At 68.4% G+C, this 14529-nt stretch carries 15 protein-coding genes; 10 read left to right on the forward strand and 5 right to left on the reverse strand.

The window, feature by feature from the left end; genetic code table 11:
* The first annotated feature begins 20 nt into the window (after window positions 1-20).
* The 4 genes from W7U_RS19755 (at window position 21) to W7U_RS19770 (ending at window position 3943) form a co-directional block, all read left to right on the forward strand.
* The gene (locus tag W7U_RS19755; RefSeq protein WP_050989399.1) at window positions 21-1466 is read left to right on the forward strand and encodes a nitrate/nitrite transporter; all 1446 of its coding nucleotides are present in this window, start codon (window positions 21-23) and stop codon (window positions 1464-1466) included.
* An 89-nt stretch (window positions 1467-1555) separates the two neighbouring features.
* Entirely contained in the window at window positions 1556-2707 is a 1152-nt protein-coding gene (locus tag W7U_RS19760) for a uroporphyrinogen-III synthase (RefSeq protein WP_026071138.1), read from the forward strand.
* On the forward strand, window positions 2698-3459 hold the full coding sequence (locus W7U_RS19765; protein WP_008261744.1) for a sirohydrochlorin chelatase: 762 nt from the start codon (window positions 2698-2700) through the stop codon (window positions 3457-3459). Before W7U_RS19760 ends, W7U_RS19765 begins: the two co-directional genes overlap by 10 nt.
* A 31-nt stretch (window positions 3460-3490) precedes the next feature.
* Window positions 3491-3943 carry a hypothetical protein gene (locus W7U_RS19770; RefSeq protein WP_008261746.1) on the forward strand — a complete coding sequence of 151 codons (453 nt, stop codon included), beginning with the start codon at window positions 3491-3493 and terminating at the stop codon, window positions 3941-3943.
* A 12-nt stretch (window positions 3944-3955) separates the two neighbouring features.
* On the opposite strand, the gene nirD is transcribed toward W7U_RS19770, so the two are convergent.
* Both nirD and nirB read right to left on the reverse strand, forming a co-directional pair.
* Entirely contained in the window at window positions 3956-4324 is a 369-nt protein-coding gene (nirD, locus tag W7U_RS19775; protein WP_008261748.1) for a nitrite reductase small subunit NirD, read from the reverse strand.
* Complete coding sequence (gene nirB, locus W7U_RS19780; RefSeq protein ID WP_081490142.1) at window positions 4321-6915, reverse strand: nitrite reductase large subunit NirB; 2595 nt, start codon at window positions 6913-6915, stop codon at window positions 4321-4323. Before nirB ends, nirD begins: the two co-directional genes overlap by 4 nt.
* A 228-nt stretch (window positions 6916-7143) precedes the next feature.
* Between nirB and W7U_RS19785 the strand changes: the two genes are divergently transcribed.
* A complete protein-coding gene (locus tag W7U_RS19785) occupies window positions 7144-7584 on the forward strand; it encodes an Hsp20/alpha crystallin family protein (RefSeq protein ID WP_008261751.1) in 441 nt (146 codons plus the stop codon).
* A gap of 65 nt (window positions 7585-7649) precedes the next feature.
* Here the strand turns inward: W7U_RS19785 and W7U_RS19790 are convergent, their stop codons facing one another.
* Window positions 7650-8423, reverse strand: a complete 774-nt coding sequence (locus W7U_RS19790) for an isocitrate lyase/phosphoenolpyruvate mutase family protein (RefSeq protein WP_008261753.1) — start codon at window positions 8421-8423, stop codon at window positions 7650-7652.
* A 105-nt stretch (window positions 8424-8528) separates the two neighbouring features.
* On the opposite strand from W7U_RS19790, the gene W7U_RS19795 reads away from it, so the two are divergent.
* The 5 genes from W7U_RS19795 to W7U_RS26545 all read left to right on the forward strand — a co-directional run bounded on the left by W7U_RS19795 (window position 8529) and on the right by W7U_RS26545 (window position 12783).
* Window positions 8529-8834, forward strand: coding sequence for a hypothetical protein (locus tag W7U_RS19795; protein WP_008261755.1), 306 nt, complete (start codon window positions 8529-8531; stop codon window positions 8832-8834).
* A 95-nt stretch (window positions 8835-8929) separates the two neighbouring features.
* Complete coding sequence (locus W7U_RS19800) at window positions 8930-9757, forward strand: hypothetical protein (RefSeq protein WP_008261757.1); 828 nt, start codon at window positions 8930-8932, stop codon at window positions 9755-9757.
* A gap of 46 nt (window positions 9758-9803) precedes the next feature.
* The gene (locus W7U_RS19805; RefSeq protein WP_008261758.1) at window positions 9804-11747 is read left to right on the forward strand and encodes a fumarate reductase/succinate dehydrogenase flavoprotein subunit; all 1944 of its coding nucleotides are present in this window, start codon (window positions 9804-9806) and stop codon (window positions 11745-11747) included.
* Window positions 11748-12494 carry a succinate dehydrogenase/fumarate reductase iron-sulfur subunit gene (locus tag W7U_RS19810; RefSeq protein WP_003874034.1) on the forward strand — a complete coding sequence of 249 codons (747 nt, stop codon included), beginning with the start codon at window positions 11748-11750 and terminating at the stop codon, window positions 12492-12494.
* Window positions 12495-12618: 124 nt separating this feature from the next.
* Window positions 12619-12783, forward strand: coding sequence for a hypothetical protein (locus W7U_RS26545; RefSeq protein ID WP_008261761.1), 165 nt, complete (start codon window positions 12619-12621; stop codon window positions 12781-12783).
* A 20-nt stretch (window positions 12784-12803) separates the two neighbouring features.
* Here W7U_RS26545 and W7U_RS19815 read toward each other — a convergent pair whose 3' ends face one another.
* Complete coding sequence (locus tag W7U_RS19815) at window positions 12804-13292, reverse strand: flavin reductase family protein (protein WP_008261762.1); 489 nt, start codon at window positions 13290-13292, stop codon at window positions 12804-12806.
* A gap of 81 nt (window positions 13293-13373) precedes the next feature.
* The gene (locus W7U_RS19820) at window positions 13374-14435 is read right to left on the reverse strand and encodes a 2-oxoglutarate and iron-dependent oxygenase domain-containing protein (protein WP_170320617.1); all 1062 of its coding nucleotides are present in this window, start codon (window positions 14433-14435) and stop codon (window positions 13374-13376) included.
* Between the last annotated feature and the right edge of the window lie 94 nt (window positions 14436-14529).

A 14529-nucleotide genomic window follows, 5' to 3' on the forward strand; every position in this document is an offset into this window, starting at 1 on the left:
TTCCAAAGAGAGGGATCGGTATGCACGCACGCGCAGCGTCCATATGCCAACGTGCCCAGGTGATCTCGCCGCGCCGCAGCCATCGCATCGCGGACTGGAATCCCGAAGACGCGGCGGCCTGGGAGGCCGGGAACAAGAAGATCGCCCGGCGCAATCTGCTCGGCACCATCGCGGGTGACCACGTGGCCTTCTCGATCTGGACGCTGTGGCCCGTCATGGCGCTGTTCATGCCGGGCGCCGTCTACGGTTTCTCCGCGGGCGACAAGCTGCTGCTGGGCGCGGTGGCCACCCTGGTCGGTGGTTGCGCCCGGATCCCCTACACCCTGGGCATCGCCGCCTTCGGCGGTCGCAATTGGACGACGTTCTCGGCCTTCGTGCTGGTGATCCCGACGGCGGGCACGATCGCCCTGTTGGCCAACCCCGGCCTGCCCCTGTGGCTCTTCGTGCTGTGCGCCGCGCTGACGGGGCTGGGCGGCGGCAACTACGCGGCCTCGCTGGCCAACGTCAACGCCTTCTACCCGCAGCGCCTCAAGGGCGCCGCGATGGCGGTCAACGCCGGCGTCGCCAACCTCGGCGTCGCGGTGATCCAGCTGATCGGCCTGCTGGTGCTGGCCACCGCCGGGCACCAGGCCCCGTACTGGGTGTGCGCGATCTACCTGGTCTTGCTCGTCGCCGTGGGGATCGCGGCCGCGTTGGTCATGGACAACGTCCACCACGGCACCCAGCTGCGCACCATGCGCTCGATCCTGTTCGAGCGCGACACCCACGTCATCTCGCTGCTCTACATCGCCACCTTCGGCTCCTGGATCGGGTTCTCCTTCGCCTTCGGGCAGGTGCTGCAGGTCCACTTCCTGGAAAGCGGGGAAACCGCCAAGCACGCCGCGCTGCACGCCGCCCAGGTCGCCTTCGTCGGCCCCCTGCTGGGCTCCGTGGCGCGCATCTACGGGGGGCGGCTGGCCGACCGCATCGGCGGCAGCCGCGTCACGCTTGGCGTCCTCGCCGGGATGACCCTGGCGGCCGCGCTGTTGGTCACCATCAGCGCCCTCGAGGACCAGCAGGCCGTAACACGTTCCGTCAGCATGATCGGCTGCGTCGCCGGCTTCATGGTGCTGTTCGTCCTGTCCGGCATGGGAAACGGGTCGGTGTTCAAGTTGATCCCGACGGTCTACGAGGCCCGCAGTCGCGGGCTGGCCATGAGCGAAGACGACCGTCGTCGTTGGGCGCGCGCGCAGTCGGGATCGCTGATCGGCATCTGCTCCGCGGTCGGCGCGTTCGGCGGCGTGGCAATCAACCTGGCGCTGCGGCAGTCCTACCTGAGCACCGGTACCGAAACGGCGGCGTATTGGGCGTTTTTGGCTTCCTACGTCGGCGCGGCGATCATGACCTGGATGGTCTACGTCCGGCGTCCCGTCACGGCCCCGGGCCGCTCCGGGGCGCGGGCGGAAGCCGAGGCCGCCCGTGTGTGAGCGGACTCGCAACACGGGCAATGCCACAGCAATTGCCCGGTAACGCAACCGAAATGTCGCAGGCATACACACTTCATATGGCCCCCCAACTGGCCCCACCAGACTCCGCGCCGCTGACCGGCTACCGGATCGCCGTGACGTCGGCGAACCGGGCCGAAGAGCTGTGCGCGTTGCTGCGCCGCAACGGCGCGGAGGTGTCCAGCGCCGCGGCCATCAACCTCATCGCGCTGCCCGAAGACGAAGAACTGCACCGCCACACCGAAGCGGTCATCGCCGAGCCTCCCGATATCTTGGTGGCGCACACCGGCATCGGCTTCCGCGGCTGGGTCGCCGCGGCCGACGGCTGGGGACTGGCCACCCAGTTGCTGGCGTCCCTGTCTCGGGCGCGGATCGTGGCCCGCGGGCCGAAGGCGACCGGCGCCTTGCGCGCCGCCGGACTGCATGAGGAGTGGTCGCCCAGGTCCGAATCGTCGAGCGAGGTCCTGCGCTACCTGCTCGAATCGGATATCGCCGGAAAGCGGGTCGCGGTCCAGCTGCACGGCGCGGCCGACACCTGGGACCCGTTCCCGGAATTCCTCAACGGGTTGCGGTCCGCGGGCGCCCAGGTGGTCCCCATCCACGTATATCGCTGGAAACCAACGCCGGCCGGCGGCGACTTCGACCAACTCGTCACCTCGGTCGCCCGGCGGCAGTTCGACGCGGTGACCTTCACCTCGGCGCCCGCGGGCGCGGCGCTGCTGGAGCGCAGCCGCGAGTTGGGCGTCGAAGAACAACTGCTGCAAGCACTTCGCAGCGACGTGCACGCGATGTGCGTGGGCCCGGTCACCGCGCAGCCCCTGCTCCGCGCCGGGGTCCCCACGTCGTCGCCCGAGCGAATGCGGTTGGGGGCGTTGGCCCGTCACATCGCCCAGGAGCTCCCGACCCTTCGCTCGACCACCATCCGGGCGGCCGGCCACGAGATGGAGATCCGCGGGACCTGCGTGCTGGTCGACGGTTCGCCGCGGTCCCTGTCGGGATCGGGAATGGCGACGCTGCGCGCGCTGGCGGAGCGCCCCGGCGACGTCGTCGCGCGCAACGACCTGTTGCGGGTGCTTCCCGGCAACAGCAACGATCCCCACGCCGTCGACACGGCCGTGCTGCGGCTGCGAACGGCGCTGGGCGACAAGAACATCATCGCGACGGTGGTCAAGCGTGGCTACCGGCTCGCGATCGACCATCCGGACGAATCCCCATGGCACTGATCCTGGTGGCGCACGGCACCCGCAGGCCCGGCGGCGTGGCGATGGTCGAAGACCTTGCGGCACAGGTGAGTACGCTCGTCCGCAGCCCGGTCGACGTGGCGTTCGTCGACGTGGTGGGACCCACCCCCAGCGAGGTGCTGGCCACAGCGAAGGCCGCCGGCCGGCCGGCCATCGTGGTGCCGGCGTTCCTGTCGCGCGGATATCACGTCCGGGCCGACCTGCCCGCCCACGTCGCGATCAGCGGTCATCCGAACGTGACCGTCACCCCCGCGCTGGGCCCGAGCGGGCAGGTCGCGCGGATCGTCGGCGATCAGCTGCTGAAATGCGGTTGGCGGCCGGGTGATTCGGTGATTCTGGCGGCCGCGGGAACCTCGGACGACAACGCCCGCGCCGACCTGCACACCACGGCGACGTTGTTGTCGGCGCTCACCGGGTCGCGGGTGAGCCTGGCGTTCGCGGCCACCGGGGACCCGCAACTGCACGAGTCGGTCGACCGGGCGAGGCGCCGCGGTGGACGCGTCGTGGTCGCCTCCTACCTGTTGGCCGACGGCCTGTTCCAACAACGGCTGCACGACTGCGGCGCCGACCTGGTCAGTCAACCGCTGGGCACCCATCCCTGCCTGGCGCGCCTGATCGCGAACCGATTCCGCCGCGCCCTGCCGCCCGCCCTGGCCGCCACCGCCCGGCATGCGTCGCGTCGATCGGCCCCCCAACAGGTCACCCACGCGCGCGCGTTACGGCCAATTCCTTGATCTTTGGGCTCGAACCGGCGATCCTGGCACCATGCCCCGTCGCGAAGAGCCGTCGCGTGGCATCCTTGATCCGGTCGCCAAGGCGCTGCGTTTGCCGTTCGGCACACCGGAATTCATCGACCGGCTCGTCACCGGAGGGGTCAATCAAATCGGCCGCCGGACCCTGACGATGCTGATCACCACCTGGGATGCCGCCGGGGGTGGGCCGTTCGCGGCCAGCGCCGTCGCGTCCACGGGCATGGCCAAGACCGCCGAAATCGTCCAAAGCAATTTCGTGGGCCCGGTCTTCGGCCCGCTGCTGAAAATCCTCGGCGCCGACAAGGCGGCCACGCGGGCCTCGTTGTGCGCCTCCCAGCTCGTGGGCCTGGGCATCATGCGCTACGGCATCCGCTCCGAGCCGCTGCACTCGATGTCGGTGGACGCGCTGGTCGACGCGATCGGTCCGACGATGCAGCGCTACCTGGTCGGCGACATCACCCGGTGAGCGGTCGCGCGCTCAGGCCGCCCGGGCCTCGGCGTCGCGGGCGATCTGCACGAAGCCGTCTGCGGTGATCCGCACCGGGTACACCGGCACCGAAACGCTCGGATCGTCCAGGCAGGAACCGTCTTCGAGCGAGAACGCCTGCTTGAGAATGGGCGACTGAACCGTGACGCGGCCTCCGCGGTCGCCGACGATGCCGCGGGACAGCACGGCCGCCCCGGAGAACGGGTCGACGTTGCCCACCGCGTGCACGGACCCGTCGTCGAGCCGGAACAACGCGGCCTGGGAACCGTCGTCGAGCAGCACGCCGACGCCGCGGCCCGGAATGAGGTGGTCGTACGCGCACGCGCTCGTCCACACGGCAATGTCGTTGAGAAGCGTCATGATACCTTCCTCGTTCCTTCGGAGTTGTGCTCGCGAACCGTCGGCATGCCAATGGACACAGGGATTTTGCGCCCGGCGTGCTCGGTGAACGTCACCGTCGAATCGACGGCGTCGGGGGCGTTGACGAACGAAACGAAGCGCGAGAGCTTGTCCGGGTCGTCGAGCACCCCCTTCCATTCGCACTTGTAGTTGCGCACGTGCCGCTCCATCGCGGCCTCGAATTCGGCTGCCAGGCCCAGTGAGTCCTCGCAGACGACCTCGCGCACGTGGTCCAGACCGCCGTCGAGCGACTCGACCCACGGCGCGGTGCGCTGCAGCCGGTCAGCCGTGCGGATGTAGTACATGACGAACCGATCGACGTACCGGACCAGCGTCTCGGTGTCGAGGTCGCTGACCAGCAGCTGCGCGTGCTTGGGGGTCATCCCGCCGTTGCCGCCGACGTAGAGGTTCCAGCCCTTTTCGGTGGCGATGACGCCGACGTCCTTGGAGCGGGCTTCGGCGCACTCCCGCGCGCAACCCGAGACGCCCATCTTGATCTTGTGCGGCGCCCTCAGGCCGCGGTAGCGCAGTTCGAGGTCGATGGCCAGCTGCACCGAATCCTGCTGCCCGTAACGGCACCAGTCGGTGCCCACACAGCTCTTCACCGTGCGCAGCGCCTTGCCGTACGCGTGCCCGGATTCCATGCCGCCGTCGACCAGGCGCTTCCAGATCTCGGGCAGTTGGTCCACCCGCGCGCCGAACAGGTCGATGCGCTGGCCCCCGGTGATCTTGGTGTAAAGGCCGAAGTCCTGGGCGATCTGGCCGATCAGGATCAGGTGCTCGGGCTTGATGTCGCCGCCGGGGACCCGCGGCACCACCGAGTAGCTGCCGTTCTTCTGGATGTTGGCCAGGAAGTGGTCGTTGGAGTCCTGCAGCGACGCCTGCTCGCCCTCGAGGATGTGGTCCGAACCGGTGGACGCCAGGATCGAGGCGACCACGGGTTTGCAGATGTCGCAACCCTTTCCGCGACCGAAGCGCTCCAGCAGTCCGGAGAAGGTCCGCAGCTCGGTGGCGGAGATGATCTCGAAAAGCTCGGCGCGCGACTGGCTGAAGTGCTCACACAGCGCCTTGGACTGCTCGACGCCCTCGGCTTCCAGCAGCTGCTTGAGCAGCGGCACGCACGACCCGCACGACGTCCCGGCCGAGGTGCACGACTTCAGCGAGGGCACATCGGCGCAGCCGTCGGCGATCGCGCACTTCAGATCGCCCTTGGTGACGTTGTTGCACGAGCAGATCTGGGCCGAATCCGGCAGCGCCCCAATGCCCAACGCCTCGCCGCCGCCGGATTGGGCCGGCGCGATCAGCGCGAGCGGATCCCCGGGCAGCTCGCTGCCGACCATCGGCCGCAGCACCCCGTAGGAGGAGGCGTCGCCGACCAGGACGCCCCCGAGCAGGGTCTTGGCGTCGTCGGAGAGCACCAGCTTCGCGTACGTCCGGTTCACCGCGTCGTTGACGGCGACCTCGAGGCAGTTCTCGGTGACGCCCATCGCGTCACCGAAGCTGGCGACGTCGACGCCCAGCAGCTTCAGCTTCGTGGACAGGTCCGCCTCGCCGAACTCCGCGACGCCGTCCAGCAGGCGGTCGGCCACCACCTCGGCCGAGGTGTAGCCCGGACCCACCAGGCCGTAGCACCGGCCGCCGATCGCGGCGACCTCGCCGATCGCGTAGATGTCGGGATCGCTTGTCCGGCAGGACACGTCGGTGAGCACACCGCCGCGCTCGGCGCGCGTCAGCCCGGCGGCGACCGCCAGTTCGTCGCGCGGCCGGATCCCGGCCGCGAAGATCACCAGGCCGGCGTCGACCACCTGCCCGCCGGTCAGGCGCACCCGCACCGACGTCGACCCGTCCGGGTGGTCGACCGATTCGATCGACTCGGTGCCGGTGCCGACATGCACGGAGATGCCCAGGTCCCCGACCATCCGGGCCAGCAGCGCGCCGCCGGCCTCGTCGATCTGCTGCGCCATCAGTCGCGGCATCATCTCGATGACGTGGGTCCGCAACCCGAACTGGCGCAGCGCATTTGCGGCCTCCAGCCCCAGCAGGCCGCCACCGATGACCACGCCCGCGGTCGCGTGTGAGCTTTGCGCCGCGCGCTGGGCGTCGGCGCGGATGGCGTCGAGGTCGTCGAGCGTGCGGTACACGTGGCAGGCGGGCAGGTCGTGGCCGGGCACCGGCGGCACGAACGCGTAGGAGCCGGTCGCCAGGACCAGGGTGTCGTAGTCGTGGCGCCGCCCGTCGGCGGTGAGCACCGACTTTGTCGCGCGGTCGATTTCGGTGACCCGCTGGTTCAGCACCAGCCGGACCCGGTCGTCGCCCGCGTACTCGTTGCCGGGCAGCGCGAGCAGCTTGCGGTCCCAGCTTTCGGTGTAGGAGGTCAGCCCCACGCGGTCATAGGCGGCGTCGGTCTCCTCGGCGAAAACCGTTATGCGCCAACGGCCCTCGGTGTCGCGGGCGCGGAGCGCCTCGACGAACCGGTGGCCCACCATGCCATGTCCGACTACGATGATGTGACGCGGCGCACAGCTTGCGCGCGAAATCCCGTCTGCAGACATGGCTTTGAGAGTAACGGCCAGAAATTACGTCTTTTTCGCGCAATGTGACAGTCCTATGACGAGGATCTCACAACTCACAGGGACGGCTGTGATTGATCGTTCGCTGCCGGCGAACGGCCAGTTGGAACTTAAGCGTGGTCGACTCATGTTTGTACTAGTAGCCGGTCATCGGAGCGCCGGTCACAGGAATCTCACAACGAAGATCAAGGAATCGAAAGGGGAAGCACCATGAGCAACCTCGCACTGTGGTCGCGACCGGCCTGGGACACCGACCGGTGGCTGCGCGACTTCTTCGGCCCCGCCGCCGCGGCGGACTGGAACAACCCGCTGAGCAGCGGTTGGCGCCCCGCCGCCGAGATCGTCAAGGACGGTGACGACGCGGTCGTACGTGTCGAGCTCCCGGGCGTTGACGTCGACCGGGACGTGAACGTCGAGGTCGACCGGGGTCGCCTGGTCATCCACGGCGAACACCGCGACGAGCACGCGGAGGAGAAGGACGGCCGGACGCTGCGCGAGATCCGGTACGGCTCGTTCCGCCGGTCGTTCCAGCTGCCCGCCCACGTCACCGGCGACGCCATCACGGCGTCCTATGACGCCGGAGTGCTGACGGTGCGGGTCAGCGGCGCGTACGCCGGGAACCAGGCGCAACGCATCGCGATCACCAAGTAAGGCGCCGACGAGACGCAACAGCCCCCGCACGCACCGCGTGTCGGGGGCTTTTGCGTCGCTGCGCGTCAGCCCCAGCGGGCGAGCAGCTCGTTGGCCCGGCCCGTCAGCGCGGCCTGCAGGAAGGGCCCGAAGCTGATTCGCGCCACGCCCAGCGGACCGAAGGCCGCGGGGTCGTCCTGGTCGGGCAGCGCGATCGCGTTGACCGGCAACACCAACTCCGCGGCCAAGCGCCGCAACGTGTCGGGGTGGTGGCGGCCGACCGGGTACAGGACATCGGCGCCGGCGGCGGCCGCCTGATTCAGCCGTGCCACGGCGCGGTCGACGCGATCGGACTCCTCGCCGTCTTGGCGCAGGAACAGATCGGTCCGGGCGTTGATGACCACATGCACCCCCACCGCGTCGGCGGCCGACCGCAGCGCGCCGACCAGCTCGGCGTGTTCCTCGGCGGACCGCAGCCGTCCGCCCTCCGAGTGCACGGTGTCCTCGATGTTCAGCCCGACGGCCCCGACGCTGAGCAGGCCCTCGATCAGGCGGTCGGCCGGAAGTCCGTAGCCGGATTCGATGTCCACCGAGACCGGGACGCCTTCCGTTTCCGAGACCGCCGCGGTGATCTGCGCGACGCGGGTGAGCACGTCGTCGAACGACATGCCCTCGTTGTCGGATTTGCCGATCGAGTCCGCCATCGGATGGCTCCCCACGGTCAGCGCGGCGAATCCCGCGCCGACGGCCAGTCGCGCCGACCAGGCGTCCCACACGGTCGGCAGGATGACCGGGTTGCCCGGCCGGTGCAGCTTCAACAGGGTGGCGGCGCGCTCGGCCGGCGTGTTGGGGCCCGTCATCAGTGTTTGCTCCCTTGGCGTCGGAGCTCAATGGTCTGACGTTCGCCTGTGCCGTGGATAGTATTGGGGACGTACTGTGATCCGAAACACTGCCGAGGAGATGCGTTGACGAGCACGACTGGCACGACAGAATTCGCCGAACTGCACGATCTGATCGGCGGCCTGCGGCGGTGCGTGAGCTCGCTGCGGTCGCGATACGGCGACAGCCCCGCGATGCGTCGCATCGTCATCGACGCCGACCGCATCCTGTCCGACGTCGATCTGCTCGACACCGACGTGTCCGAGTTGGACCTGGCGGGCGCCACCGTGCAGCAGTCGGGCGAGAAGATCGTCATCCCCGACACCCAGTACGACAGCGAATTCTGGCGTGATGTCGACGACGAGGGCGTCGGCGGTCACAACAGGGCCTGAACAACCCGAGCGCCCCGACTCCATGCCCCCCGCTGGAGGGGGCCTTCTCTCTGTGTACCCTTCGACAGACAGCCCGTTCGAAGAGGAACAACTAGATGAGCGCACCCACGGCGAACCGTCCTGCGTCCGGTGTCTTTTCACCCACGCGCGCCCGTATCCAGCAGCGGACCCTCCGTACCGACCGGTGGTGGATGTCGCCGCTGAGGATCGACCTCGGCTTCGCCGCATTCGTCATCTACGCGACGGCACGAGCGTTCCAGCAGAACTACTTCTTTGTCCCCAAATACCACTACCTGACGCCGTTCTACTCGCCGTGCGTCAGCAAGGGTTGCGGTGAGGCCGGCGACATCTGGCCGCAGTTCCTGCCCGACGTGTGGTGGCTGCCGTATGCGGCGGTGTCGCTGCCGTTCCTGCTGCTGTTCCGGTTGACCTGCTACTACTACCGCGGCGCCTACTACCGCACGGTGTGGCAGTCGCCCACCGCGTGTGCGGTGGCCGAGCCCCGCGTGCACTACAGCGGCGAGACGAAGTTCCCGCTGATCATCCAGAACACCCACCGGTACTTCTTCTACATCGCCTGCCTCATCTCGATCGTCAACAGCTACGACGCGATCGTCGCGTTCCATTCCGACAGCGGGCCGGGCGGATTCGGCTTCGGGCTGGGCAACCTGATCCTGCTGGGCAACGTCATCATGCTGTGGGTCTACACGCTGTCCTGCCACTCCTGCCGGCACGTCACCGGTGGGCGACTCAAGCACTTCTCCAAAAACCCTGTGCGGTATTGGATCTGGACGCAGGTCAGCGCGATGAACACCCGGCACAAGCAGTTCGCCTGGATCACGCTGGGCACCCTGATGCTCACCGATTTCTACATCGCACTGGTGGCCAGCGGCGCCATCAGCGACCTGAGATTCGTTGGCTGAAAAGCCATTTGACTTACAAATCAGAACGTAGCTAGCGAGGGTTTTCATGGTTGATGTCGAGCGGCATGCCTACGACGTAGTCGTCATCGGCGCCGGCGGCGCGGGATTGCGCGCGGTCATCGAGGCGCGCGAACGCGGCCTGCGGGTCGCGGTGGTGTGCAAGTCCCTGTTCGGCAAGGCACACACCGTGATGGCCGAGGGTGGGTGCGCGGCCTCGATGGGCAACACCAACCCGAAGGACAACTGGAAGACCCACTTCGGCGACACGATGCGCGGTGGGAAGTTCCTCAACAACTGGCGGATGGCCGAACTGCACGCCAAGGAGGCCCCGGACCGCGTCTGGGAGCTGGAAACCTATGGCGCGCTGTTCGATCGCCTCAAGGACGGCAAGATCAGCCAGCGCAACTTCGGCGGGCACACCTACCCGCGGCTGGCGCACGTCGGTGACCGCACCGGCCTGGAGCTGATCCGCACCATGCAGCAGAAGATCGTCTCGCTGCAGCAGGAGGACTACGCCGAGCTCGGCGACTACGAGGCCCGCATCCGGGTGTTCGCCGAAACCACGATCACCGAACTGATCAAGGACGGCGACGCGATCGCCGGGGCGTTCGGCTACATCCGCGAAAGCGGCAACTTCATCCTGTTCGAGGCGCCCGCGGTGGTGCTGGCCACCGGCGGCATCGGCAAGTCGTTCAAGGTCACCTCGAACTCCTGGGAGTACACCGGCGACGGGCACGCCCTGGCGCTCCGGGCGGGCGCGTCCCTGATCAACATGGAGTTCGTCCAGTTCCACCCGACGGGCATGGTGTGGCCGCCGAGCGTGAAGGGGATCCTGGTCACCGAGGGCGTTCGCGGCGACGGCGGGGTGCTGAAGAACTCCGACGACAAGCGGTTCATGTTCGACTACATCCCGCCGGTCTTCAAAGGCCAGTACGCCGAGACCGAGCAAGAGGCCGACCAGTGGCTCAAGGACAACGACTCGGCCCGCCGCACCCCTGACCTGCTGCCGCGCGACGAGGTCGCGCGCGCGATCAACTCCGAGGTCAAGGCCGGCCGGGGCAGCCCACACGGCGGCGTCTTCCTCGACATCGCGTCGCGGCTGACGCCGGCGGAGATCAACCGCCGCCTGCCGTCGATGTACCACCAGTTCAAGGAGCTGGCCGGGGTCGACATCACCAAGGAGCCGATGGAAGTCGGGCCGACCTGCCACTACGTGATGGGCGGCGTCGAGGTCGACGCCGACACCGGGGCGGCCACCGTGCCCGGGCTCTTCGCCGCGGGCGAATGCTCCGGCGGCATGCACGGCTCGAACCGGCTGGGCGGCAACTCGCTGTCGGACCTGCTGGTATTCGGCCGGCGCGCCGGCCTGGGCGCCGCCGACTACGTGCGGGCGCTGAGCAGCCGTCCGACGGTCGGCGACGGCGCCGTCGAGGCGGCGGCGAAGCGGGCCCTGTCCCCCTTCGAGGCGCCGGCGGGCGGCGGCCCCGGCGAGAACCCCTACACCCTGCAGCTCGAGCTGCAGCAGTCGATGAACGACCTGGTCGGCATCATCCGCAATGCCGACGAGATCTCCGAGGCTTTGGCCCGGCTCGACAAGCTGCGGGAGCGGTTCAAGAACCTGCATGTGGAGGGGCAGCGCCGCTACAACCCGGGCTGGAACCTGGCCATCGACCTGCGCAACATGCTGCTGGTCAGCGAATGCGTCGCCAAGGCCGCGCTGCAGCGCACCGAGAGCCGGGGCGGGCACACCCGCGACGACCACCCGTCGATGGACTCGTCGTGGCGCAAGCTGTTGCTGGTCTGCGAGGCAGTCGCCGAGCCAGGCGACGTTGAAGGCGCGGTGATCCCCGACATCACCATCACGAAGAAAGAGCAGACGCCGATGCGGCCCGATCTGCTGGAACTGTTCGACATCGCCGAGCTGGAGAAGTACTACACCGACGAGGAGCTCGCCGGGCATCCAGGGCGGACACCCAGGACGGAGAAGTAAATGACCTACAACGCGACGATGCGGGTGTGGCGCGGCGACGACGCCAACGGTGCGTTGCAGGACTTCACCGTCGAGGTCAACGAGGGTGAGGTCGTCCTCGACATCATTCACCGCCTGCAGCAGACCCAGACGCCCGACCTGGCGGTCCGGTGGAACTGCAAGGCGGGCAAGTGCGGCTCGTGCTCCGCGGAGATCAACGGCTATCCGCGGTTGCTCTGCATGACCCGGATGTCGACGTTCGCCGAGGACGAGGTCGTCACGGTCACGCCGCTGCGGACGTTCCCGGTGATCCGGGACCTGGTCACCGACGTCTCGTTCAACTACGAGAAGGCCCGCGAGATACCGTCTTTCGCGCCGCCCAAGGACCTGCAACCCGGCGAGTACCGGATGGCGCAGGAGGACGTCCAGCGCTCCCAAGAGTTCCGCAAGTGCATCGAATGCTTCCTGTGCCAGAACGTGTGCCACGTGGTCCGCGACCACGAGGAGAACAAGAAGGCGTTCGCCGGCCCCCGCTTCCTGATGCGGATCGCCGAGCTGGAGATGCACCCGCTGGACACCCGGGACCGGCGCAAGGACGCCCAGGAAGAGCACGGCCTGGGGTACTGCAACATCACCAAGTGCTGCACCGAGGTCTGCCCGGAGAACATCAAGATCACCGACAACGCGCTGATCCCGATGAAGGAGCGCGTCGCCGACCGCAAGTACGACCCGGTGGTCTGGCTCGGTAACAAGCTGTTCCGTCGCTGAGCGCTCCCGCCGCGCCCTCACCGGCTGGCGGGGTTAGGGCGTCGCGGTACCCGGGTAACCAACCTGCATCCTGTCGGGCCGTCCGGATGGACGGCCGCTGTACCAACGACCGGAAAGGCAGCTCATGGAACCCAGGCGAGAAACCGCCAGCATCAACAACATTCGGACCGCAATCCGGCAATTGTCCGTGCGCGCCCAGCTCGCGCAGAAGGAGGGGCGGCACAACGACGCCGCCGAACTCGAGAGCCGCATCCAGGGCTTCCGGGAAGAACTCAGCCACCGGCCCTAGCGCGCGCCGGCGGCCCCGGTTCAGGCGCCCAAGCGGCGGAAATTGCTCCGGTGGAACACGATGGGCGCCACGTCGGCGTCCACGGTCACCTCGCTGACCCGCAACACGACGATCGTGTGGTCACCGGCGGGAACGAGTTGCTCGATGGCGCTTTCCAGCCACAGGCCGGTGCCCTTGATGAACACCGCCCCGGTGGGCCGGGAGACGGTCTCCAGGCCTGCGAACCTGTCGCCGGTTTTGGCGGCCAGCGTGCGGGCGGCCTCGTCGTGCGCCTCGCCGAGCACGCTGATGCCCAGCATGGGCAGGTCCTTGAGTTTGGGCCAGGTCGTCGAGGTGTTCTGCACGCAGAACGACACCAACGGCGGGTCCAGCGAGACCGGCACGAAGGTGCTGGCGGCCAGCCCTTCCCGGGTTCCGTTCACCTCGGCGGCGATGGCCACCACACCAGACGGAAAATGACCGAAGGCCTCACGAAGTGACGACGCTGTCAGCTTGTTGTTCGAGTTCACCGGACTTTTTCGCCCCTAGAGCGCCAGACGTATTTTCGGGTCCGACCCTACCCGGCGCGCATCGTCCCGGCGCGGACACCCTTACTCGTTTTCTAAGCGCTCTGCCGAATACCCATGCGCGGAAGCGACATCCGGGTGCGAGCGCAGCCGGCTCTTCCAGGCGTTGCGGCCGTAGACCGAGAAGATGGGGTCGGCGGGATCCTGCGACGCCGCCCAGTCAGTCCCGGTGCCCGCCGCGAGTTCGCGAGGCAGCGCGAGCACGGGTATCCGCGCGTCGAGGCGCGGATTGAAGAAGTAGGGCACCGAGATCCGGTCGGTCGCCGGGCCCTGCAGGTTGACCCGGTGCTCGGTGGCCCGCAGGTAGCCGCGCGTCGCCGCCTCCAGCAGTTCACCGATGTTGACGATGAACGCCCCCTCGCGCGGGGGGACGTCGATCCAGGCGTCGTCGAACGCCCGCCGCACCTGCAGGCCCCGGCTGCCCGGCTCCGCCAGCAGCAGCGTGAGCACCCCGGCGTCCCGGTGCGCGCCCACGCCCTGGGAGCCGGCCGCGCGCCCCGGGTAGCGGATGATCTTGATCAGCGTGGCCGGGGTTTCGGCGAAGGCGGGGTCGAACACGTCCGCCGGGCTGCCCAGCGAGGCCGCCCAGTGCCGCAGCAGGGTGCGGGCCACCGCCGACAGCGCGGCGTCCCACTCCTCGACGAGTCCGGGCAGCTCGGGCAGCGCGGCCGGCCACTGGTTGGGACCCTGTAGCCACCGGTAGTCGGACTTGCCCAGCCCGCCGATCGGCGGACGTTGCGGCCCGATGTCGATCTGCTCGCGCCAATCCACCTCGCCGCGGGTCACCTCGCCGCCCAGGCGGGTGTAGCCGCGGAAATGCGGGCTGCGCACCATGGCGACCGAGTCCTTGTCGTGCTGCGGCAGCGCGAAGAGCCGGCGCGCGGCCTCGAGCATCCGCGTCACCAATTCCGGGGCGACCCCATGGCCGGTCAGATAGAAGAATCCGACCCGGTGGGCGGCCTCGCGCAGACCGTCCCGCAACCGCGCCGGATCGGCCCGCAGGTCGACGACCGGCACCGCAGTGACGCCCGGCACATCGCCCGTCCCGCGCCCGTCTCCGCAGGTAGCGCGGGTTTTCGACGGCATCGGCGCACCCTTCCCAACCGGTTGGTTAATTAGGCAATGAAATCTAGCTCACATCCGCTTGCATCCCACTGACGCTAACGATATTTTAGGTGTT

Origin of the sequence: Mycobacterium sp. H4Y, from assembly GCF_000364405.1 — a bacterium.
GTDB classification, from domain to species: Bacteria; Actinomycetota; Actinomycetes; order Mycobacteriales; family Mycobacteriaceae; genus Mycobacterium; species Mycobacterium intracellulare.

Coding starts and splice junctions, on each gene's coding strand:
- W7U_RS19755 (WP_050989399.1), top strand. CDS start 21: ATGCACGCACGCGCAGCGTCCATATGCCAACGTGCCCAGGTGATCTCG.
- W7U_RS19765 (WP_008261744.1), top strand. CDS start 2,698: ATGGCACTGATCCTGGTGGCGCACGGCACCCGCAGGCCCGGCGGCGTG.
- W7U_RS19770 (WP_008261746.1), top strand. CDS start 3,491: ATGCCCCGTCGCGAAGAGCCGTCGCGTGGCATCCTTGATCCGGTCGCC.
- nirD (WP_008261748.1), bottom strand. CDS start 4,324: ATGACGCTTCTCAACGACATTGCCGTGTGGACGAGCGCGTGCGCGTAC.
- nirB (WP_081490142.1), bottom strand. CDS start 6,915: ATGTCTGCAGACGGGATTTCGCGCGCAAGCTGTGCGCCGCGTCACATC.
- W7U_RS19785 (WP_008261751.1), top strand. CDS start 7,144: ATGAGCAACCTCGCACTGTGGTCGCGACCGGCCTGGGACACCGACCGG.
- W7U_RS19790 (WP_008261753.1), bottom strand. CDS start 8,423: ATGACGGGCCCCAACACGCCGGCCGAGCGCGCCGCCACCCTGTTGAAG.
- W7U_RS19800 (WP_008261757.1), top strand. CDS start 8,930: ATGAGCGCACCCACGGCGAACCGTCCTGCGTCCGGTGTCTTTTCACCC.
- W7U_RS19805 (WP_008261758.1), top strand. CDS start 9,804: ATGGTTGATGTCGAGCGGCATGCCTACGACGTAGTCGTCATCGGCGCC.
- W7U_RS19810 (WP_003874034.1), top strand. CDS start 11,748: ATGACCTACAACGCGACGATGCGGGTGTGGCGCGGCGACGACGCCAAC.
- W7U_RS26545 (WP_008261761.1), top strand. CDS start 12,619: ATGGAACCCAGGCGAGAAACCGCCAGCATCAACAACATTCGGACCGCA.
- W7U_RS19820 (WP_170320617.1), bottom strand. CDS start 14,435: ATGCCGTCGAAAACCCGCGCTACCTGCGGAGACGGGCGCGGGACGGGC.